A 21,046-nucleotide genomic window follows, 5' to 3' on the forward strand; every position below is an offset into this window, starting at 1 on the left:
TTTTTGCTTGCACAGGGCACACCTGGGCGCTCAGCATGCCCGGCATGAACACACAACTGATCGAACTGCGTACCCTGGCCGCCAAGGCTGAAAACCGTCGCACTGAAACCGGCATCCCGCGAGTGGCCATGGTCCAGGGCGCGATTCCCGAGCACATGCTGGCCGCGGTGTACGACCCGATGATCAACCTGATCCTGCAGGGCAGCAAATCCATGACGGTGGGTGATCGCACGCTGCGATACGACCCGGCGACCTATTTCGTGATGTCCATCGAACTGCCCGCCGTGGGCACCGTGCACCCGGCGGTGACCGGCGAACCCTACCTGGCGGTCAGCCTGACCCTCGACCCGACGGTACTCGCGACGCTGCTGAGCGACTTGCCCAAACCTGCCGGGCGCTACGACCACGATGCGGGTTTTTCGGTGGCCGCCGTCACCCCCGAACTGATGGACGCCTGGCTGCGCATGCTGCGGCTGATGGGCAACCCTGAGGCGATCACAGCCCTCGCACCGGTATACGAGCGCGAGATCCTCTACCGCGTATTGCAAGGCCCCCACGGCTGGATGCTGCGTGAAATCGCCGCGCCGGACACCGCCATGGCCCGGGTGAGCCAGGCCATCCAGTGGATCCGCCGAGACTTCGCCGAACCGATCCGGGTCGAAGCCCTGGCACAGAAAGCCGCAATGAGCGTGTCGGCCTTTCACCGCCACTTCAAGGCCGTCACCAACCTGAGCCCGTTGCAGTACCAGAAGCGCGTGCGCCTGCTACAGGCGCGCACGCTGATGGTGGGCGGCGCCAGGAACGTCACCAGCGCCGCCTTCGAAGTCGGCTATGAAAGCGCCACTCAGTTCAGCCGCGATTACGCCCGGGTGTTCGGCCTGCCGCCGGCTCGCGATGCCGCGCGAATCCTCGGAGAAAACCGGAGCCCGAAGGCACGCTGACTACAACGTGCTAGCCTGCCATCGCACGCCCCCACGACAAGGAGTTGCCGATGGCCGAGCCAAGCAAAAAGATGAGCCTGATGGGCCTGACCACCCTGGTGGCGATCAACATGATGGGCTCGGGCATCATCATGCTCCCCGCCAGCATGGCGCAGTTGGGCGCGATCTCGCTGCTGTCGTGGCTGATCACCGCCGTGGGCTCGATGGCGATCGCGTACTGCTTTGCCCAGTGCGGCCTCTTCTGCACCCGCACGGGCGGCATGTCGGCCTACACCGAAGAGGCCCACGGCAAGTCCGGGTTCTTCCTCTGTTCGTTCCTGTATTTCCTGTCGCTGATCATCGCCAACGTGGCGATTGCGATTTCGGCGGTGGGCTACCTGTCGTCCTTCATCCCGTGGCTGGGCAGCGGCCCCATCCCCTTGTTCATCGGCACCCTCGGGCTGATCTGGCTGACCACCGTGGCCAACTTCGGCGGGCCGCGCCTGACCGGGCGGATCGGCGTGATCACGGTGTGGGGCGTGATCATTCCCGTGGCGGGCTTGAGCGTGATCGGCTGGTTCTATTTCAAGACGGAGGTGTTCAGCGATGCCTGGAACCCCAACCAACTGCAACTGTGGGATGCGATTGGCGCGAGTATCCCGCTGACCCTCTGGGCCTTCCTCGGCATGGAGTCCGCTGCCCAGGGCTATGACGCGGTGGAAGACCCCAAGCGCACCGTGCCGCTGGCCTGCCTGCTGGGCACCCTCGGCGCGGCACTGGTGTATGTGCTGTCGACCACAGTGATTCAGGGCATCGTGCCCAACGCTGAACTGGCCGAGTCTTCTGCGCCGTTTGCCCTGGTGTATGCGCAGATCTTCACGCCGCTGGTGGGCGACATCATCATGGCGCTGGCGGTGGTGGCGTGTATTGGTTCGCTGTTGGGCTGGCAATTCACCTTGGCGCAAACGGCCAAGATGTCGGCGGACCAGCGTCTGTTTCCGCGCTTCTTCAGCCGGGTCAGCCGCGCCCACGCGCCGGTGTTGGGGCTGATTGCCTGCGCGGCGTTGCAGAGCTTGATTGCCTTGTCGACCATCTCGCCCACAGCCAGTGCGCAGTTCGGCAAGTTGGTGAACCTGGCGGTGGTGACCAATTTGATTCCTTACGTCACCGCGCTGACCGGGCTGCTGGTGATGATGCACAAAGCGCGGGTGGCGGCGGTGGTGTATGCGCGCAATACCACGGTGTTGCTGATTGCCGTGGGGTATTCGCTGTATGCGATTTACGCGTGTGGTGAGGAGGCGGTGTTTGGTGCGACGCTGGTATTGGCGTTTGGGTATCTGTTGTATGGTTTTTTGGCGCGGCGGTTTATCACGGCCAGTGGCGGGTGAATATCCGTTATTTTGGTGATGGCTTGTATCGGTTCCGCTCTTACAGCGGCTCACTTTTGAACAGCGCAAAAGTAAACAAAACGCTCTTGCCCCACCACTCGGCTCCTCGCTTAGGCTCGGAGTGCCCAAGATCAAGATCAAAAGCAGATCAAGAGCACAGCGGCCTACCGGCCGGCTTGAGTGTTGAAGAGCAAAATCAAAAGCTAAAGCGGGCACGGTCCACTGTAGGAGCTGGCTTGCCGGCGATGGCATCAACTGGGTGTACCTGATGTACCGAGGTGTCTGCATCGCAGGCAAGCCAGCTCCTACAGAAAAACAGAACCACCCCCACCCGTAGCAGCTGTCGAGCGCCAGCGAGGCTGCGTGCTTTTGATCTTGATCTGCGGGCCCCATTAACCACGATGGCCGCAAGTAGGCACGGTGGAGCGGGTAAATCGGCAAGGATGCCGATTTAGCCGCGCCGGGCCATGGATGGCCCGTCGCGGCGGCCCGCGGAGCCTTGCCGGAGTGCGGGCATGCCGAGCCTAAGCGAGGCACCGAGTGGTGGGGCAAAGCGTTTTTTGGTTACTTTTTTAGGCGTTTGTAAAAAAGTGACCCGCTGTAAGAGCGGAACCATAAGTAGCCGTTACCGAAGGAACGGATATGTACTCAATCAATCAATCAAACCACTCCCCCCGCTCAAGAAACGTATTCCGAATCATCTCCACCACCCACCCCACCTCCAGCGGATGCCGCACATCAGCACTCACCCCCATCCAGACCTGCCGCTGCATCCCCTCCAGAAATACCCCATCCAACGCCGTCAACCCACGATCAAAACAACTCATATACCGCGGCAACAACCCAATACACGCACTGCACCGAATCATCTCCAGCATCAGCGGATACGCTTCCACCCGCACTACCCCCGCCAGCCGCTGCTCCACCAGGCTATTCCACGGCCGCAGCGCCTCCACCTGCCGGTCCGGCTGCCACTGCACCAACATATAATCCGCAAGGTCTTCAATGCTGTCCGGCCGCACCGCCAACCGCGAATACCGCTTGGCAATATGCGGCGAATAATCCAACCGCGCCAACACCTCTGGCGCCCCAATGGCAAAACTCGGCCCCGCCCCCGGCGAATCCATCCCCGACAACCACACCACCACATCCGCATCCAGCGCCTGCAACCCCAACTCGCTGTCGATGGAAATGATCTCCAGCCGCACACTCGCATTGCGCCGCAACAGGGCAATCAGGTCCCGCCCCAGAATGTCATGCAGGATCGACTCGGCAACCGCCAGCCGAATCAACGGCTGCTCCAGCACCGGCAAGCGTCGCTCATGCGCCAGGGCAATCAACTGCGCCTGCAACTGCTGCCCTTCACGACTCAGGGCCAGGACATTGCCCTGATAGCTGAACAGCGAACGCCGCAGTTGCTCTTCCAGCTGCGCCAGGCGCTTGCGCAACTGCGTGGCCTTGATATTGAGGCTGCGAGCCGCCTGCATGAAACACCCACAGCGGGCGCTGATCAGGAAATACTGCGCCACCTCGGGCTCGATGGCGGCCGCCAGGGCCAGCCAGGCCTCGCGGGATTCGGTCGACGCACGATAAGGCGCGACGCCGTGGGGTACAGCCGGTTCAACAAATACCATGGGAGACTCCCTGTCTTGTGGGTACTGTGCATCCAATGCGGTGATACGGTTTTACTCCAGTACCTTATTCAGCTCGGCGCCATCGATACTCAAGGTCGCGGTATTGAGCATGCCTTCCAGGTAGGCCTTGGCAATCTGCTCCTGGCGTTGCGCACGCAAGGCCTCGGTCAAGCGGCCACGCAGTTCATCCAGCGTGGCGGTGCGCGCCGGTTGTTGCCCAGTGAGTTTGAGCACGTGAAAACCCGCCGCACTCTGCACCGGCTCCGACACCCCGCCCGTCTTGAGCCGCGCCACCACACCGCGCATTTCAGGCACCAGTTGCTGCAATGGCTGCATCCCGGAATCGCCACCGCGCCGGGCGCTGTCGGGGTCCTGGGAATACTGGCTGGCCAGGGCGGCAAACTCGCCCGGCGAGGCCTGCGCCTTGCGGCTCAACTCCTGGGCCTGGCGGCGCACATTGTCGACGGTTTGCGGGTCGCTCACGGCCAGGAAAATCTGGCTGACCTGGTACAACGGCGGCGTCACCCATTGTGCCTTGCCGCTGTCATAGGCTTGCTGCAGTTCGGCGGCGCTGGGGTAATCCGTCGGCACCTGGCTGACCGACAACATGTAGTCGCGAAACACGATCTGCTCGGTGGCGGCGCGGGTCTGTTGCTCCACCTCCGGGCGCTGCCGCCAGCCCTGGGCATCGGCCTGTTCAAGCACGGCCTTTTGCGCCAGGCGCGAACGCAGCCAGGTTTCCAGGGCGCCACGGTTGCCACGCAACTGCTCGCGGGTTTCCACCGGCAAGGCGGCCAACACCGACTTGAGTTCGGCGAGGTCGATCTGCTGGTTGCCCAGGCGCGCCACCGCCGGGCCGCCCTTCACGGCCAGCGGTGCAGGCTGCTGGGCTGCGACCGGGTCACTGCCCGGCCGCAGGCTCAACCCCACCGCGACCGCCAGCACCACCAGGGCGCCAGCGCCGACCACCAGGGTTGGTTTCTTCACAGGGCAGGCGCCTCTTCACGGGCATCGACGGCAGGCGCGGCGTCGGCCTGGGCTTGAAGCTGGGCGGCTTGCTGGCTGTATTCACGCAGGTAGACGATGAATTCCTGCAGCAGGCGATCCCACAATTCCAGCTGATTGCGCAAGTACGGCGCACCCACGCCGGCGGCCACCACGTCCATCTCCATCAGCAGGAACTCACCCTGCAACGACAACCGCGCAAAACGTCGGGAAGCGTTCCAGACCTGGGCCAGCCCCTCGGGCAATTCGCCCTGCACCCGCAGCGCGCAGCTGTAGGTGAAGTCCACGTAGCTGCCCTGCTCTGCCGCCGGGTTGCCGAAACGCACGGCGAAGCCGATGCCCTGGCTTGCGCTGAGCAATTGCACGATGCCGTTCTGCTCGGTCTGGTTGACCCGGTAGCCGGCTTCCTGCAGCAGCTCGGTCAAGGCTTGCGGGGTCACGCTGGTGATCAGTTGTACGTCGCTCATAGGGGTCTCTTCCTTGTCGATCAATGATTAGTGACGGTCTGTGGAGCATCGAACCGATTAAGGTAAAGGCCGTCACCAAAACCCTGGGCGAGTTCCTCGAACTTGACCCGGGTGCTGCTGGCGAACGGTTGGCGGATGCTCATCACGTCGGCCACGTCGATTTTTTCGTAGGCCGTCAGCAACTGCTGGGCCACGTCGTACATCTGTTGATTCTTGACTGAACATTGCTGCACTTGTGTGTCACGTTCCGTGAGTTGCGCCTGCAAGCGTGCGCGCTCGGTTTCTTTGCCCCGGGCGATTACCAGCAAGTCTTCATAGGCTTTCTTGAACTTGCCCACCTGCTCATTGCTCGCGGCCACCTGGGCCTGGGCCTGGCTGTGCAGACTCTGTTGCTGGCCCACCAGTTGCTCGGCCACGCCACGGGTCTTTTCCAGTTCGGCGGTCAGTTGCTTGACCTGCGCCTGGGCCTGCTTGGCCTGGGTTTCGGCGGCGATGCGTGCGGCACTGGCCTGGGCCTGCTCGCTTTGCAGCGCCTGCAACTGCTGGGTGGTGCTGCGCAGCTGAGTGCGCAGGCGCTCCTCCATGCCTTCAGCCGAAGCGCCGGTGGTGACGAGCAGTAGAAGCAGGCCGCAAATTCGCGTGTTCATGAGCTTTCTCCGGCGCATCAGAAGCGCGTGTTGAGTTCCAGTTGCATGACATCCACTTCAAACGGCGCGCCATACACTTCGGAGGCGCTGAGCCAACGGGCACTGGCGTAGATGTTCTTGTCGAGGCCGTAGTTGGCACCGATGAAATAGCCCTTGGCGTTGGTGCCGCCGAGGTGGAACGAGGAGTCGTTGAAGCCGTCCGGCAAGGCATCCGGCTGGATGTATTTGTAGCCGGCCAGCACGTTCCAATCGCCCTTCTTGCGCATCTCCAGCGCACTGCCGAGGGTGAACTGCACCAGCAGCGCATTGCCGCCACTTTCAAACTGGCCGTCGCTGTTGAGGTTGTTGACGATCTGGCCTTCGCTGCGCTTGAGCATCTCGCCCTTGTCGTAGGCCAGGTTGTGGATGAAGTTGGTCTGGCTGCGCAGCTTGAGGTCTTCCGGCAGCTCGCTGTCCCAGGCCAGGTTGAGGTCCAGCACGTTGAACTTGGACGCCAGGCCGACGAATTGCGGTTGCGGGGTCAGGCCAGGCGTTGCCGGGTTGGGGGTGATGTCTCGCAGCAGGAACACGCTGTTGCCCTTCTGCATGAAGGCCAGGCGCGTGCCATCGGTATCGCACGCCGGCTGGCCGGCCCACGGCGAGCAAGGGCTGGAGCGTTCGCCCTGGATATCGCCGAAGTGGTAGTAGGCCATCGAGCCCTTCAGGCTGTTGCTGCGGTTGATCTTCCAGTCGGCGCCGATCTGCCCGCCGAACAGCCATTTGTTTTCGCTCTCGTCCTTGTCGAAGCCGTTGGTGGTGGCGGTGTCGGGGCTGTATTCCACCGGGAACGCGCCGAGGGTGCCGAACAGGCCCCAGTCGCTGTTGAGCTTGTGGTTGAAGATCGCCGCCACACCGTCGAAGTTGAGGTCGCCGGAATACATCATGTCGGTGGAATAGAACGGGTTGGCAAAACGTCCGGCGGTCAGGGTCATGTAGTCGGTGGTCTTCCAGGTGAGGTAGCCCTGGTCGAGCCAGATGTCTTTCTTGCCGAAGCCGCCGCCCAGGGTCTGGGTGGTGGACACCGGGTTGTTGTCGTTGCCGGTGCCGAGGCGGATGCCGGCGGTCCATTCCGGCGAGATCACGGCTTTCATGCCCAGGCGGGCGCGCAGGCGGAACAGGTTCTCGCGGTCTTCGCGGGTGTTGAGCAGCGGCGGCAATTTGGTGTTGGTGTTCTTGTTCACGTCGTAGGGGCCGCTGTCGTTGAGCTTGGCGTAATCGACGATTTCATTGCTGTTGTTGCCCGAGAAATAGCGCGACTCATCCCGCAGGCGAATATCGCCGTCGAAGCTGATGCGCGAGACCCACTCCGGGAACGTGTTGGGCTGGGCCCAGTTTTCCTGCTTGGCGGTGGCCATGACCTCGGCCTTGACCTGGTCGCGAATCTGGTCGCGCACCGCGGCCGGCACGTACTGCACCCGCACATCGCCGGGGGCCGCAGTTGGACCTGCCGCTACTGCCGTGGCGGTGCTGGCCTGACGTGCCTGCTGAGCCTCTTTTTCAGCCTGGGCGATCAGCCCGTCGGCCTGTTCCTGCTTGAGCACACCTTGCTGCACCAGCAGGCGGATCAGGTTGATCGTGGCGTTTTCCGAAGGCGCGGCGGCGGCCGTCGCCTGGCCGACCAGGGTCGCGATGACCATGCCGACCGCCAGGGTCAATCGATTCAGGTGGGAAATCATCTGCACACAACTCCTGTAGAAAACTGCAAAAAAGGGTTCGATCAATCCGGGCGCCGGCCCTTGAGGGACAGGCGTACCGGCAGGGTCATTGAGGCGGGTGTGCGTTCCTTCAGCCGCGGTGTGGCACGCAATGCGGCCAGCACCTGGGCGTCGGTGTCGGCGTCGCCGCTGGACTTGGCGAGCTCCACGCGCGTCACCTCGCCGTCTGCGCTCAGCCACAGGTCGGCCTGCACCGTGTAGGCCTTCTTGCGCAGCTCCGGGTCTTCCCGCAGCAGGCGCTGGAACACCCCGGCCAGGTACTGCTTGAACGTCCCGGTACCGAGCCCGCCACCACCGGAACCGGCCATGCCGCCGCCCTTGCCGGCACCGATGTTGAAACCGTCGGTACCGGACTGCGCGTCGCCGTCGATCTGCATCGGGTTGGCCAGGTCGTCCGCCGGTGAAGGCGGTGCTTCCTCCTCGGGCTTGACCTCGTCCGGGGTCGGCGTGGGCTCCGGCTCGGGGACTTTCTCCTGCACCTCGGGCTCCGGTTCCTTGGGTTTTTCCGGCGGCGGTGGTGGCGGTGGCGGCAACGGAATAATCGTCGGCACCTTGGGCGCTTCACGGCGCACGCCACTCATGTCATTGGCCCACTGCCAGAGAAACCAGGCAGCCACGGCGCCCAGCAGCAGGCCAATGCCCCACTTCAGCGGGCGCAATGGCGGCTTGTTCTTGAGGGGCGTCGGCGTGATCGGCATCTGTGCGGTCATGACTCAGCCCTGGCTCGGTTTGCCGGTGACCAGCCCGACCTGGGACAGCTCCAGGCGACGCAGCAGGTCGAGCACTTCGATGACCTTCTGGTACTGCACCATGGCGTCGCCGCGCACGATCACCGGGAAGTCCGGGTTCAGCGCTTTCTCGATGCGCAGGCGCTCTTCGAGTTCAGGCAAGGTCACCGGGTAAGCGTCGAGAAACACCTGGCCGCCATCGTTCACCGAGATGGCCTTGGTCTTGGCCTCGGACAGCGATACCGAAGCACTGGCCTTGGGCAGGTGGATCTGGATCCCCGAGACCTGGGCGGTGGCGGTGAGGATAAACATCACCAACACCACCATCAGCACGTCCACCAGGGGCGTGATGTTGATGCTGTCGACGGGTGCGTCATCGTCATCGTCGTGGGAGGCATTCACGGAAGCCATGCTGATTCTCCTCAGGCCGGGACGTGGGCGTGGTGGTCGCGACGGTGCGCCGCTTCACTGTGCTGGCTCTCGCCGTGCATCTCCGCCAGGCGGGTGATGAACTCGTCGACGAACACGCGCATGTCGGCGCTGACTTCCTTGTTGCGGGTAATCAGGCGGTTGTAGCCAAACAGCGCGGGGATCGCGACAAACAGGCCCATGGCCGTGGCCAGCAAGGCCGCCGCCATACCCGGGGCGATGGCGTTGATGTTCACGTCGCCGGCCATCGCCGTGCCGAGGAACACCACCATGATCCCCAGCACGGTGCCGAGCAGGCCGATATACGGGCCACCGGCAATCGCGTTGGAGAGGGTCGACAGCTTGGCGCCGAGCTGCTGGTTTTCCCGGGTACGCACGCCGTCCATGGAGCAGCGGATGGCTTCGATGGTGGCTGCCGAGACCGACGAGGTGTCGGCGCCCTGGGCGCGGCGAGTGCGGATTTCCTTGACCGCGACCCGGTACAGTCGCCACAGCGAGGAATGGGTCAGGCGCTCGGCCAGCAACGCGTCGTCGTAGTACATCTCCAGGCGCGTACCGATCTGTGCGAATTGCTCGCGGAAGATATCGTTGGCAGCACTCACGCGACTGACCTGGCGGTTCTTGCGGAGCATGATGAACCACGACTGGAACATCATCCCCACCAGCACCAGGATGATCACCCAGGCATCCACCGGCACCGCCTTGAGCAGGAACCCCAGGCTGCCGAAGCCGAAGCCCGACTGTTCTTCATCCACGCCATAGGCCACCAGTTTCGACTCGGCGCCCTGGGCCGTGGCATCGGCCAGCAACAGGGCTGCCGGGCGCGCGACCTTGGACAAGCGCAGTTCGTCCATGGCCCCGGTAAACGGCAGGTGCCCGCCGGCGGCTTCCGGCAAATCGGCACCGATGGCCAGTGGCGAATTGAACGCCGGCATCGCCACTGCGAGGGTCGCGGTCTCACGGCCGTTGACGTACAGCGAGACCTTGTCGCCCTCGGCGGTGAACGCCAGGTGCTGCCATTGGCCGGGGTTCAGCGGCTGGGTCGAGACGGCGCGCTGGCCGTCGATTTCAATAAACGGCATGCCCTGGTTCAAGCCCAGCAACAGGCTGTGGGCGCCCTCGCGACGGGCCACCACCACTTGCTCGCCGCTGGCCTGGTCGACCCGCAACCAGGCGCTGAAAGTGAAGGCGCCGCCCGCTGCGTGTTGCAGCGACGGGCTGGCTGGCAGCAGCAACGGCTGGCCACTGAACTGCAAGGCCCGGCCGATCACGCCGTCGATGCTCGCACCGGTGGCGTTTACGGCAGTGTTGCCGTAGGCCGTGGTGTCCCGGGGCGGCGTGCCGTTGGCGCCGTCGAAGTGATAGAGCGCGGTGTAGTTCGGGTCGAAGGTCAACTGGCCGTTGGCAGTGGCCGGCGCCTTCTGGTTGCCGTAGTACATCCACAGGTCCTGGCGCTGGCCGCCTTCGACCTTGGGCACATCGACCCAGATCAGCGCCATGCCCATCAGCGGGTCGAAGCTTTCGATCTGGTGGTTGAACACGGTCTTGTCATCGGCGCTGACAAAGCGCAGGTCGGCGCCGTCGTCCTTGACCCCGTCAAAGCTGAAGTTGCCGGTGTGCAGGCGCACCAGCAGCGCGGTGCGGCCCAGGGCCTGGCTGATGGCTGCGCCCTGGGAGGTGGTGTCCACCGTGATCTGTTTACGGTAGTGCCAATCGTCCTGCCACCAGGCATGGGCGGTGGCCGGGAGCGCGAAGCCCAGGCAGATCAACAGGCTCAGAAATAGGCGTTGCATGTCAGGAGTCTCCGAAAAAAGGGGTCAGAAAGTCGCCTGCACACTGAAGTGCAGTCGCGAGTCCTGTTTCTGGGTATTTGGGCCTTCAAGCAGCGGGTAGCCCCAATCCAGGCTGCCGGACAACCACTTGCTCAAACTGGCGCGGGTGCCGAGGCCGACACTGGCCAGGCTGTATTCGTCTTCCTGCTCGGGCAGCGGGTCATGCAGGCGCAGGCGTGCGCCTTCGGCAAACGCGTAGAAGCGCCACTCCTGCACGTAGCTGCCGAGAAACTTGGCCAGGGACGGCGTGCGCAGCTCCTGGGACAACAGGTAGCCTTCGTCGCCGGTGCGCTCGGCGGCGAGATACCCGCGTACCGACGTAGCGCCGCCAGCGGAATATTGCTCGTTGGACACCAGCGGCCCCGAGGCCAGCTGGAAGCCGGCCTTGGACGCCGACTGCCAGTCGTTGCCGAAGGTGTAGGTGTAATTCAGGTCACCCTTGAGCACCGCAAAACTCGGGCTGGCCTTGTCACGCTTGTACTGGAACTCCTCGGCGTCGCTGCCGTAGCCGAAGAACGCGCGGGTACCCACCACCAGGCTCAAGCCCAGCCCCAATTGCGACTGCTCGGTGTAGCGGTAGCCGTTGTAGCCGAAGGTCAGCGGTGCGTACTTGAGCGGGATATCGTCCGTGCTGCCGCCAAACTTCATCTGCTCCTTGAAGTCCTTGAAGTCGACCCCGGCAGAGAACGAATTGGCCCAATTGCCACTGGCCGGCAGGCTGTAGATCGCCGACACGCCGTAGGAATGGCCCTTGCCCAACACGTTGCTGCCGCCGATGGTGGCGATGTTGCTGTCGGACTGATAACCGGAGAACTGCAGGCTCCAGCGATCAGTCAGCGGCGCGGTGTAGGAGCCCGACCAGACCTTGGCGTTGTCGCTGTCCTGGGGTGCGGTGAAGTACGTCAGGGAAATGCTGTGGCCCAGTTGCCAGAGGTTGTCGTAACCCAAGGTCACGACGCTGCGCAGCTCCTTGGTGTCGGCGCTGTAGTCGTTGTTCAGGCCGAGGCTGGCGTGCCAGGGGTTCTGGTCTTCCACCTGCAGGTCGACGTCCATGGTGCCGGGGCGTTGGCCTTCGCGGACCAGCGGCGTGACCTGCCGCCCGGCGCTGCGATTGAGGCCGGCGAGTTGGGTTTGCACGCTGGTGAAATCCGGAACCGCGCCCTCCTTCAAGCCGGGTACTTCGTCGCGGATTTCCACCGGCGAATAGTGCTTGGCGCCGACCACGCGGACGCGCCCGACCTTGGTTTCGCTGACCTGCAGGTAGACGATTCCGTCATCGACCTTCTGCTCCGGCAGTTCGACGAACACCGACTGATAGCCGCGTGCCTGATAGATCTTCTGCAAGGCATCCCGGGCGCCTTCGATGTCGGCGAGGGTCTTTTGCGGGCCGAGAAACGGGTACACCGCCTCTTCGATCGCACGAGCGTCGAGCACGGTGTTGCCGCGCACGAAGTACTCGTTGACGTCCACCAGCCGTGCCGGAGGCTCGGGCTGGGTGCCCTGCTCTTCGGCCTGTAGCGGTTGCGCCAGTGCACCCAGCGTCAGCCAGCACAGCGCCAGCGTTGATTTGAACAGATGCTGCACACCGCCCCCCTGGTTTACTCGAGATGATTGCCGTCGCCGTTTGCCCGGCGTTTGGCCAGTTCAATTGCTGGATATCGAGGTGTTGCCGTGCCGTGCGAGCCAGGTGTGCAGCAGGGCGAAGTTCAGGGAGAACTCCGGCATGTGCAGCAAGGCGCCACAGAACACTTCACCAATGATTTTCTGGATCAACTGCACCGCCTGCGGGTTGTTCAGGAACGTGGCGATGTCGCGTTGCAGGAGGTTGATGCCCCAGACTTTCTGGTTCAGGTCGAGGCCGACGAACCAGCGGAACAGCAGGTTGTAGTTGAGTTGTTCGTGCAGTTGCTGTTCGTTGGGGACTGAGTACAGGAGTTGCAGCAGCAGGATCTGCAAGACGGTCTGGGGGGCGATCTGGGTGCCGGGTTGGGCCTGGAGCAGGTCGCGGTGGAGGTCGAGGATGTCGTCGATCTGCGGGCGCAACAAGACCAATGAATGGCCTGCGGGGATGTAGCTGGAGACTTCCTTGAGCGCGCCTTGCCAGTCGTCCTGGGAGACGATCCATACCCACGGTGCGCCATAGCGGTAGACCGAGACCGGTTTTTTGCGTGCGGCTTCGACGATCTTTGACAGGCGCTGGTCGAGCTCCTGCATGCCGACTTTCGAGTAACGTTCCATAGTTCCCATTCGCCCCACTCCTGGCATCCTGCTTGCGGCTCTGACGTCGCCTTTTTTGGCGGTGTTGAGCGCGTTACATAGCCAAGACGGGGGTCGCTGGGGACTACCGAACTTTTGTCATAAAAGCTTCTTTTTTGGGGCGGGGTGAGGTGGGCATATCCGTTGCTGCGGTCAGGGCTGGTATTGGTTCCGCTCTTACAGCGGCTCACTTTTGGAGTGTTGTGAAGCAAAATCAAAAGTCAAAGCGGGCACGGTTCAAATGTGGGAGCTGGCTTGCCTGCGATGGCATCGCCTCGGTGTATCTGAAAAACCGAGTTGTCTGCATCGCAGGCAAGCCAGCTCCCACAGAAAAGCAGAACCACGGAGTGCGGGCATGCCGAGCCTAGGCGAGGCATCGAGTGGTGGGGCAAAGACCTTTTGGTTACTTTTGGCTGGGCCGGCATTCCGGGCGTTTGCCAAAAGTGACCTGCTGTAAGAGCGGAACCATAAGCGGCCGTTACCGAAGAAACGGATATGTACTCAAACCAAAGACCCCGGCAACGGCAGTTCATAAGACTTCTTAACCGTCCGCACCACCAAAGTAGACGAATAAGTACGAATCGGAATATCCCGATAAATCTCTAAAAACCGATAGATATAATCAGTGTACTCAGTGGCATCCCGAAACTTCGCCACCATCACAAAATCAAACTCCCCGGTCAGCAGATAACAGTCCTGAATCTCCGGATGACTCGCCAGGATATGCTGCATCTTGCGGTCGATATCATTGCTGTCCCTATCAAGCTTGATCAGGAAGAACGCCGTAACCTGAATCCCAAGCTTGCGCTCATCCAGCACCGCCACCTTGGCCTTGATGATCCCGACACTCTCCAACCGCCTGATACGCCGGTAACAACTGGTTGAAGACAGCCCGACACTGTCACTCAACAACTCCAGACTCTGACTGCAATCCCTTTGCAATTTCCCCAGAATCTTCAAATCCATGGCATCTGTCATTTTTTCCATATCTTCCTTGAAAAAACTGCAATGAATCCACCGTAAACACCCACCAATTTGCACAAATCCTGCGCGGTGGCGCACTAACATCAATCCAGCTTAGCAGCCCAGCCAAATCAGGCACCGGGGCCGCATGAGAGGGATCTTATGATAGTCGCGAAACCGACATGGGCCACCGATATCCACGGCCTATTCAGCGCCCCCTACTGGATCCCCCAAGAGCAACGCGCCGCCGTCGCCGCCTCCTGGGTGGGCTGCATGAACGCCTACTTCGTATTCCTCGAAGACCCCGCCTCCGTCAAGACCTGGTCCGAAACCATCTACCAGCACCTGGCCTCCCGTAGCATGCCGCTGACCCTCGATCAGCAGCAGTTCTGGCCCATCGACGCGCTGGAAACCTTCAGGCTGTGGGTCAACCAGGGCTGGCGCCTCACTCCCGCCTCACCGTTCGACGAGGCAGAACGCATCCCCCCACCCGACCTGCCTCACCCGGTCAAACGCGTGCGCCAGGACATTCGCGCACTGACACAGGAACAACTGAACCTGTACCGCTCACGCCTCGATGACGTAATGCAGGTGGCCAACGCCGACAGCGGCTCCCCTTGGCAGCGTTACGCCTATATCCACACCAACTGGTGCCTGCATTACCAGGAAGCGTTTGCCCTGTGGCACCGGGCCTATCTGCTGTACCTGGAAGCGCTGATCGACTGCCCCATTCCCTACTGGGACTGGATGGCCGAAGACGCCAGTGTCGACGGCAGCCCCCAGGCCGGCTTGCCCCAGGCGTTTCTCGATGAAACCTACGTGCACCCGCACACCGGCGAGGTTCGCCCTAATCCGTTGCGCTACGCCGCTGCCAAGGACGGCTGTTCGAAGGTCTGTGAAAAGGCCAGCATCCCGGGTGTGGACTGCCGCTTCGTGCAACGCAATCCGCTGTTCTACACCCGGGGCGAAACGCAGCGCGTCGAACGCACCCAGTTGTACGGCATGAGCCGGATTTTCCAGCAACAGGTGGTCGATGCCCTGAAGTTCAACACCTTCAGCCAGCCCCAGGGCGTGCCAGGTTATCCCTGGGCGAACATCCCGGTGTTTGATCCCCCCCAGGAAGATGACCTGTACCCCAACCGTGCGCTGAATTTCGACGGGCTCTACGAGCAGCCCCACGACAACTATCACGGCTGGATCGGCGGCGACATGGCTGACAACGCCTACACCGCGTTCGACCCGGTGTTCAGCTCCTACCACGCCAATATCGACCGGATGCTGGAGGTCTGGATCCGCGCCCACCCGGCAGCGCAGTACACCACCCAGTGCCTGCTCCAGCCGTTTGCCGGCAGCGAGGCCGACGATGTCACCTTCACCAGTGCCGACGCCTGGCGCTACACCACCCTGGGGGACATGGCCCAGGACAGTCGGCATATCGGCTATGACTACGGTGTGCCCGTCGCACCGCCCTTTGGCACCCGCCGCCCGGCCGCAAAAGCCTGCTGCCAGCAAAGTTCGACGCCGATGCAAGCGCAGGAACAAACCGCAAGCCTGGGCCCGTGGGTGGTGTTCGACCATGTGCGCTGCACCCACGACACCTACCTGATCGACGTATTCCTCAACCAGCCCGACGCCACGCCGCAGCAGGTGAGCGCCGACAATCCGCACTATGTCGGGCGCTTCAGTCGCATCGGCATGGGCCTGGTGGATGACAAGGGCCGCTGCATCACCCATGGCGTGTCACGCGCGCTGAATGCCGCGCGCACTGCTGCCGCATTGAACCTTCGCCCCACTGACACCACGCAGTTATCCGTGGTGGTGACCCATCTCGATAGTGCCCGGGTGTTGACGCCGCAAGAGTACGCGCCGCTGCCTGGCTTTATCGCCCAACTGGTGTGGGACGACCCGCGCCAAACCGTCGCCGGCCCTGCTCCCAGTGCCGGTTGCTGCTCCGTTTCCACCACAACAACACCTGGAGAATCGACATGAGCACACCCTTCAAACAATTCACCTCTCCCGCCGGGCAAGCTCCCAAGGACTACAACAAGCTGGGCCTGGAAAACCAGTTGCCGCAGTTTGAAACCGACTGGAACAACGACCTCACCGGCTGGACCCAGTCCGCGATCATCGGCAACCCGTGGTCGGGCCTCAATGACGCGCCGCGCTCGGGCTATTACAACCCACTGGTGGAAGGCTACGGCCCCACCACGCCGCCGGCGATTACCTGGGCGCCCTTCCCCAATCGGCTGTGGACGTTTTTCTACAACAACGGCACGGCGGTGATTCCACAGTTGGGCGGCAAGGCCATGTCCATGCAACAGTTGATGGAGCTGACCGACAACGGCCAGATTACGATCAACAACACCCTGTACATGCTCTACGACCCGAACAAGCAAGGCACCCTGCTGCAACTCCCCGTCACTCGCTGCCCGAGCATCGACTGGCAAGGCAAGTACAAGGATTTCTCGCCTTCGGGCCCCCGTGGCTGGCTTGACGAATATTGCGAGTGGTCCATAGTGCGCGATGCCGACGGCAACATGCGCAAGATCACCTTCACTTGCGAAAACCCGGCGTATTTCCTGGCCATGTGGCGCATCGATCCGACTGCTGTACTGGGGCTGTATCGCGACTACATCGACCCGCAGGTGCAACTCGAAGACCTGTACCTGCGCTACACCGCCGACTGCCCGACCGGTAAGGCCGGCGACCCGGTCATCGACCCCACCACCGGTCAACCGGCCTACGACACCGTCAACAAATGGAACGCCGGCACCGCCTGTGTGCCAGGCCAATACGGCGGTGCGATGCACCTGACCTCCGGCCCCAACACCCTGAGCGCCGAGGTGTACCTGGCTGCCGCGGCGACCATCCTGCGGCCATTGAGCAGCAGCCAGAATTCCCAGGCGTTGATCTGCTGCGCGCAATACGGGCAGAACTACCGCAACTCCGATCCGCATATCGGTTTCTCGGCCAACAGCGTGGCAGTGAATAACCGGCTCTCCCTGACCAACCCCATCGGCCTGTACCTGCAACAACCCACCGACTTCTCGGCGTGGAAAGGCCCCCAGGGCCAGGACGTCAGCCAGTACTGGAAAATCACCCGTGGCACCGCCAAGTCCGCCGCCAACGGCTCCGACCAGATTCTGCAAGCGGTGTTTGAAGTGCCGGTCAGCGCCGGGTTTTCGATCAACGACATCACCATCAGCGGCCAGCCGATCGACTACGTGTGGGTGATTGCCCAGCAGTTGCTGGTGGGCCTGAGTGTGACAACCACGCCCATCAGCCCGACGCCGGATTCCTGCCCGTGCGTGACGGACCGGGTCAACGGTGTGCAACCCTGGCCGGTACAGCTGTTGCCGCTGGACCTGTTCTACGGGCAGTCACCCACCGACCTGCCGGCCTGGCTGGCACCCGGCACCAGCGGGCAGTTTGCCCTGGTGGTGCAAGGCGCCGACCTCAAGACCACCGCCGAGACGGCGCGGGTGCAATTCTCCAATCCCGGGGTGACGGCGCAGGTCACAAAGTTCCTGCCGGATGCCTCGGCCATCCCCGGGCAAACCAACTCCGGTGGCACCCAGGGCTACCTGCTGACCATCACCGTAAGCCCCACTGCCGCACCGGGGCTGGTGACAGTGCGCGCCCTCAACCCGGGCGAAGCCGATAACCCCAGCGCGGCGGAACACCCATGGGAATCCGGATTGGCGCTGGTGCCTGGCGCCTGACTGATACAGCCCATCAGCCGCACCCACCCAGGGTGCGGCTTTACCTGCTTGCAAGGAGCGCGATGATGTCCAGGTTACGCTTGAGTGTTTTATCGCTGCTGACCAGTGTGGTGCTGAGCCTGTTCGCCATGCAGGCCGCCTACGCATCCCCCACTTCCGACGCCGACGCTTGCGTGCAGCAACAGTTGGTGTTCAACCCGAAAAGCGGCGGCTTCCTGCCGATCAACAACTTCAACGCCACCGGCCAGAGCTTCATGAATTGCTTTGGCTGGCAGTTGTTCATTGCCCTGAACTGGCCGGTGAATCCCGGTTGGCCAGCCACACCTACCCTCGCGGGTGAGCCGGACATGAACAGTACCCTGGCGCAATTCGGCGTACCGACTGCCTCCGGGCAGCCGATGAGCGTGGCGCCGGTATGGGCCAGCTACAAGGACGCCAACGATATCTTCCTGCCCGGCGCGCCCGCGCCCACCGGCTGGGGCGTGCAAACCTTGGTGCCGTCCAACTGCAGCACCCAGGGCAGCCTCAGGGCGATGTCGGTGGGGGCGCGCAAGTTCATGACCGCCACCTCCGAAAGCGCGATCAACGCGCGGCATGGGTTTCACCTGTCCAGCGGCACCCTGGCCTCGATTCCGGACCCGATCATGGAAGCCTCCGGCGGCTGGCTGACAGACCAGTCGCAGAACCTGGTGTTTTTTGAACGCAAGGTGGGCAAGGCCGAGTTCGACTACATCGTCAGCAAAGGGCTGTACGACGCGGCCAACCAGCTGAAAGTCGCGCAGAACCTCGACAACCAGAACCCCGGCGGGCTGTCCTTGCCCATCGGTGAACCCATGCGCTCGCTGCCGCCCAACCCGGTGCCGCAGGAGCAACTGGGAGCTCTGGAGGTCAAGGCAGCATGGCGAATCCTCACCGGCAAACCCGAGCTCTACGGACGTTACCTGACCACCGTCGCCTGGCTCAAAAACCCGGCCACCTTGCAGTGCACCCAGCAGGTGGTGGGCCTGGTGGGCCTGCATATCATCAACAAGACCCAGGCCTCGCCCAACTTCATCTGGACCACCTTCGAGCAAGTGGACAACGTGCCGGAACCCAACCAGGTGCCGCCACAACAAACGCCGCCCGACAGCTTTGCCTTCAACAACCCGAACTGCGGCACCGGCCCCGAATGCACGCCGAACGTGGCGCGTATCCAGTGCAAGCAGCAGCATCCGGACCGCGACTGCACCGAGCCGTTTCCACGGGACCAACCCGTGCAGACCACCCGGGAACATCCGCTGCCCACTGAACTGCAGGCGCTTAACGGCGCGGTGCAGGCCAATTTCGCCCAGCAGAGCCAGGGCAAGTCGGTGTTCCAGTACTACAAACTGATCAACGTACTCTGGACCCTCACCCCCAACCCGCCCACCCAGCCGGAACCGGGTGTCAGTGCGCAAGTGCCGCTGTCCTACGGGCCGTTTATCAGCCAGGGCAACGTACCGGTGGCCAACACCACCCTGGAGACCTACGTCCAGGGCGATAACTGCAATGCCTGTCACCAGTACGCGACCATCGCCGGCAGCTCGACCCTGGCCTCGGACTTTTCGTTCCTGTTCAACAGTGCCGATTCGGCCAGCAAGAAAAGCCTGGTCAAGCGCGTAAAAGCCTTCCAGACCCTCAAGGACGGTTCACCCTGAACTCGACTGTTCAGACCGCTGCTCAAGGTTTCTCGGTGCTGTAAGGCCTTGAGCATTTGGTCCTTGCGCTAGCCCCTGCTGGTTAAAAGAGGCGCCCCTTATCAAGTAACGCCCGAAATGTCCGACAGCCCCCGCATCTACCCGGTAAGACCGCTCTCGAGGGATATCCTGTGGCCACCCGCCGGCCACTCATGACTTTTGGTAAAGAGTCCTTTTCGGATTCAGCGGTTTTTCCGAAGGAACGAGAGGCCGATACTCGACTCCATTGTTCACACCACTTCAGGAGTCACTCATGTCCATTCCCGCATTCGGCCTCGGCACGTTCCGCCTGCAAGGCCAGGTCGTCATCGACTCCGTCAGCACCGGCCTGGAGCTGGGCTATCGCGTCATCGACACCGCACAAATCTACGAAAACGAAGCCGACGTCGGCCAGGCCATCGCCGACAGCGGCATCCCACGGGACGAGCTGTTCATCACCAGCAAGATCTGGATCGCCAACTTCGCCGAAGGCCAGCTGATTCCTAGCCTCAAGGAAAGCCTGCGCAAACTCCAGACCGACTACCTGGACCTGACCCTGATCCACTGGCCATCGCCGGAAGACCAGGTACCGGTCGCCGAGTTCATGGGCCAGTTGCTGGAAGCCAAGCGCCAGGGCCTGACCCGTCAGATCGGTATTTCCAACTTCACCGTCGACCTGATGAAGCAGGCAATTGCCGCCGTCGGTGCCGAGCACATCGCGACCAACCAGGTGGAACTGCACCCGTACCTGCAAAACCGCACCGTGGCGGAGTTTGCCAAGGCCCATGGCATCCAGATCACTTCCTACATGACCCTGGCCTACGGCGAAGTGCTGAAGGACCCAGTGATCCAGCAGATCGCCGAACGTCATCAGGCAACCCCGGCGCAAGTGACCCTGGCGTGGGCCATGCAACTGGGCTACGCGGTGATCCCGTCCTCGACCAAGCGCGCCAACCTGGCCAGCAACCTCAAGGCTCTGGACCTGACCCTGAGTGACGCTGACATGGCGCATATCGCCGCCCTGGAGCGTGGCCATCGGCTGACCAGCCCCAAAGGCATCGCGCCGAACTGGGACTAAGCCGCAGGGCTGCCGGACAACTCCCGCAGCCACGGCAACACCCGCAACCCGTCGGTGGCTGACGGCGGGTCGATGATGTCCATGAAGTGTTCAAGGTTGATGCTGTCCGGCGTACCCGGCAGGCGCACCAGCAGGGTTGGTGCGGCGGCCGGCGTGCCCAGTTCGCGGATATCGTAGACCAGCACATGGCGAATCTGCGGGTGCTGTTCCTGGAAGGCCAGCACCCCGCCGTCGCTGTCTGCCAGCCCGGCGTTGATGATCAGCACATCGAACGGCCTGGCCGGAATCGCCGTGAGGATCCGCACTTCTTCGAAGGTCTGCACCGGAACGATGCGGTAATAGCCCAATTGGTTGAGCATTTTTTCGATGTACAGTCGTTGCAGATGCTGTTCATCGGCGATCAGGAGGGTCAGTGCTTTGTTTGGCATGGCGAACACCTGAGCAAGAAGCGCTCGTGAAGGACTGGACGCACTATTTTCCAGACATATTCCGAAGACTAAATAAGGCTTGTTCCACCTTCACGTAGGAG

General features: G+C 62.5%; 18 protein-coding genes. 6 read left to right on the forward strand and 12 right to left on the reverse strand.

Features of this window, described 5'->3' with window-relative positions; genetic code table 11:
- The first annotated feature begins 44 nt into the window (after window positions 1–44).
- Window positions 45–941 carry an AraC family transcriptional regulator gene (locus tag C0058_RS19400; protein WP_174717787.1) on the forward strand — a complete coding sequence of 299 codons (897 nt, stop codon included), beginning with the start codon at window positions 45–47 and terminating at the stop codon, window positions 939–941.
- 50 nt (window positions 942–991) lie between these two features.
- Window positions 992–2,308 (forward strand): putrescine-ornithine antiporter, encoded by a 1,317-nt coding sequence (gene potE, locus C0058_RS19405; RefSeq protein ID WP_102369356.1) that lies wholly within the window; start codon window positions 992–994, stop codon window positions 2,306–2,308.
- Between the two features lie 656 nt (window positions 2,309–2,964).
- Here the strand turns inward: potE and C0058_RS19410 are convergent.
- From C0058_RS19410 to C0058_RS19465, 11 genes are all read right to left on the reverse strand, one after another.
- Window positions 2,965–3,942, reverse strand: coding sequence for a LysR family transcriptional regulator (locus C0058_RS19410; RefSeq protein ID WP_003211527.1), 978 nt, complete (start codon window positions 3,940–3,942; stop codon window positions 2,965–2,967).
- A gap of 51 nt (window positions 3,943–3,993) precedes the next feature.
- Complete coding sequence (locus tag C0058_RS19415) at window positions 3,994–4,929, reverse strand: peptidylprolyl isomerase (protein ID WP_102369357.1); 936 nt, start codon at window positions 4,927–4,929, stop codon at window positions 3,994–3,996.
- On the reverse strand, window positions 4,926–5,414 hold the full coding sequence (locus C0058_RS19420) for a YbjN domain-containing protein (protein ID WP_008430320.1): 489 nt from the start codon (window positions 5,412–5,414) through the stop codon (window positions 4,926–4,928). The genes C0058_RS19415 and C0058_RS19420 overlap by 4 nt, the downstream gene beginning before the upstream one ends.
- 20 nt (window positions 5,415–5,434) lie before the next feature.
- Complete coding sequence (locus C0058_RS19425; protein WP_008430322.1) at window positions 5,435–6,061, reverse strand: hypothetical protein; 627 nt, start codon at window positions 6,059–6,061, stop codon at window positions 5,435–5,437.
- 17 nt (window positions 6,062–6,078) lie between these two features.
- Entirely contained in the window at window positions 6,079–7,776 is a 1,698-nt protein-coding gene (locus C0058_RS19430) for a putative porin (RefSeq protein WP_102369358.1), read from the reverse strand.
- Between the two features lie 41 nt (window positions 7,777–7,817).
- Window positions 7,818–8,525 (reverse strand): energy transducer TonB, encoded by a 708-nt coding sequence (locus tag C0058_RS19435; protein ID WP_102369359.1) that lies wholly within the window; start codon window positions 8,523–8,525, stop codon window positions 7,818–7,820.
- Window positions 8,526–8,528: 3 nt separating this feature from the next.
- Window positions 8,529–8,954 carry a biopolymer transporter ExbD gene (locus C0058_RS19440; RefSeq protein ID WP_003211540.1) on the reverse strand — a complete coding sequence of 142 codons (426 nt, stop codon included), beginning with the start codon at window positions 8,952–8,954 and terminating at the stop codon, window positions 8,529–8,531.
- A gap of 11 nt (window positions 8,955–8,965) precedes the next feature.
- Window positions 8,966–10,765 (reverse strand): DUF2341 domain-containing protein, encoded by a 1,800-nt coding sequence (locus C0058_RS19445; RefSeq protein WP_008430331.1) that lies wholly within the window; start codon window positions 10,763–10,765, stop codon window positions 8,966–8,968.
- Window positions 10,766–10,789: 24 nt separating this feature from the next.
- Window positions 10,790–12,388, reverse strand: coding sequence for a ShlB/FhaC/HecB family hemolysin secretion/activation protein (locus C0058_RS19450; RefSeq protein ID WP_102369360.1), 1,599 nt, complete (start codon window positions 12,386–12,388; stop codon window positions 10,790–10,792).
- A gap of 60 nt (window positions 12,389–12,448) precedes the next feature.
- Window positions 12,449–13,042 (reverse strand): transposase, encoded by a 594-nt coding sequence (locus C0058_RS19455; RefSeq protein WP_087694077.1) that lies wholly within the window; start codon window positions 13,040–13,042, stop codon window positions 12,449–12,451.
- Window positions 13,043–13,561: 519 nt separating this feature from the next.
- Window positions 13,562–14,047 carry an Lrp/AsnC family transcriptional regulator gene (locus C0058_RS19465; protein WP_023658935.1) on the reverse strand — a complete coding sequence of 162 codons (486 nt, stop codon included), beginning with the start codon at window positions 14,045–14,047 and terminating at the stop codon, window positions 13,562–13,564.
- Between the two features lie 138 nt (window positions 14,048–14,185).
- On the opposite strand from C0058_RS19465, the gene C0058_RS19470 reads away from it, so the two are divergent.
- From C0058_RS19470 to dkgB, 4 genes are all read left to right on the forward strand, one after another.
- The gene (locus C0058_RS19470) at window positions 14,186–16,012 is read left to right on the forward strand and encodes a tyrosinase family protein (RefSeq protein ID WP_102369362.1); all 1,827 of its coding nucleotides are present in this window, start codon (window positions 14,186–14,188) and stop codon (window positions 16,010–16,012) included.
- Window positions 16,009–17,745 (forward strand): hypothetical protein, encoded by a 1,737-nt coding sequence (locus C0058_RS19475; RefSeq protein ID WP_102369363.1) that lies wholly within the window; start codon window positions 16,009–16,011, stop codon window positions 17,743–17,745. The genes C0058_RS19470 and C0058_RS19475 overlap by 4 nt, the downstream gene beginning before the upstream one ends.
- Window positions 17,746–17,810: 65 nt before the next feature.
- Window positions 17,811–19,421 (forward strand): hypothetical protein, encoded by a 1,611-nt coding sequence (locus tag C0058_RS19480; RefSeq protein ID WP_102369364.1) that lies wholly within the window; start codon window positions 17,811–17,813, stop codon window positions 19,419–19,421.
- 292 nt (window positions 19,422–19,713) lie between these two features.
- On the forward strand, window positions 19,714–20,517 hold the full coding sequence (gene dkgB, locus C0058_RS19485; RefSeq protein ID WP_102369365.1) for a 2,5-didehydrogluconate reductase DkgB: 804 nt from the start codon (window positions 19,714–19,716) through the stop codon (window positions 20,515–20,517).
- On the opposite strand, the gene C0058_RS19490 is transcribed toward dkgB, so the two are convergent.
- The gene (locus C0058_RS19490) at window positions 20,514–20,945 is read right to left on the reverse strand and encodes a hypothetical protein (protein ID WP_003211555.1); all 432 of its coding nucleotides are present in this window, start codon (window positions 20,943–20,945) and stop codon (window positions 20,514–20,516) included. The two genes, dkgB and C0058_RS19490, sit on opposite strands and share 4 nt — an antisense overlap.
- Window positions 20,946–21,046: the final 101 nt, after the last annotated feature.

The sequence above is a fragment of the Pseudomonas sp. NC02 genome, assembly GCF_002874965.1.
Taxonomy (GTDB): domain Bacteria; phylum Pseudomonadota; class Gammaproteobacteria; order Pseudomonadales; family Pseudomonadaceae; genus Aquipseudomonas.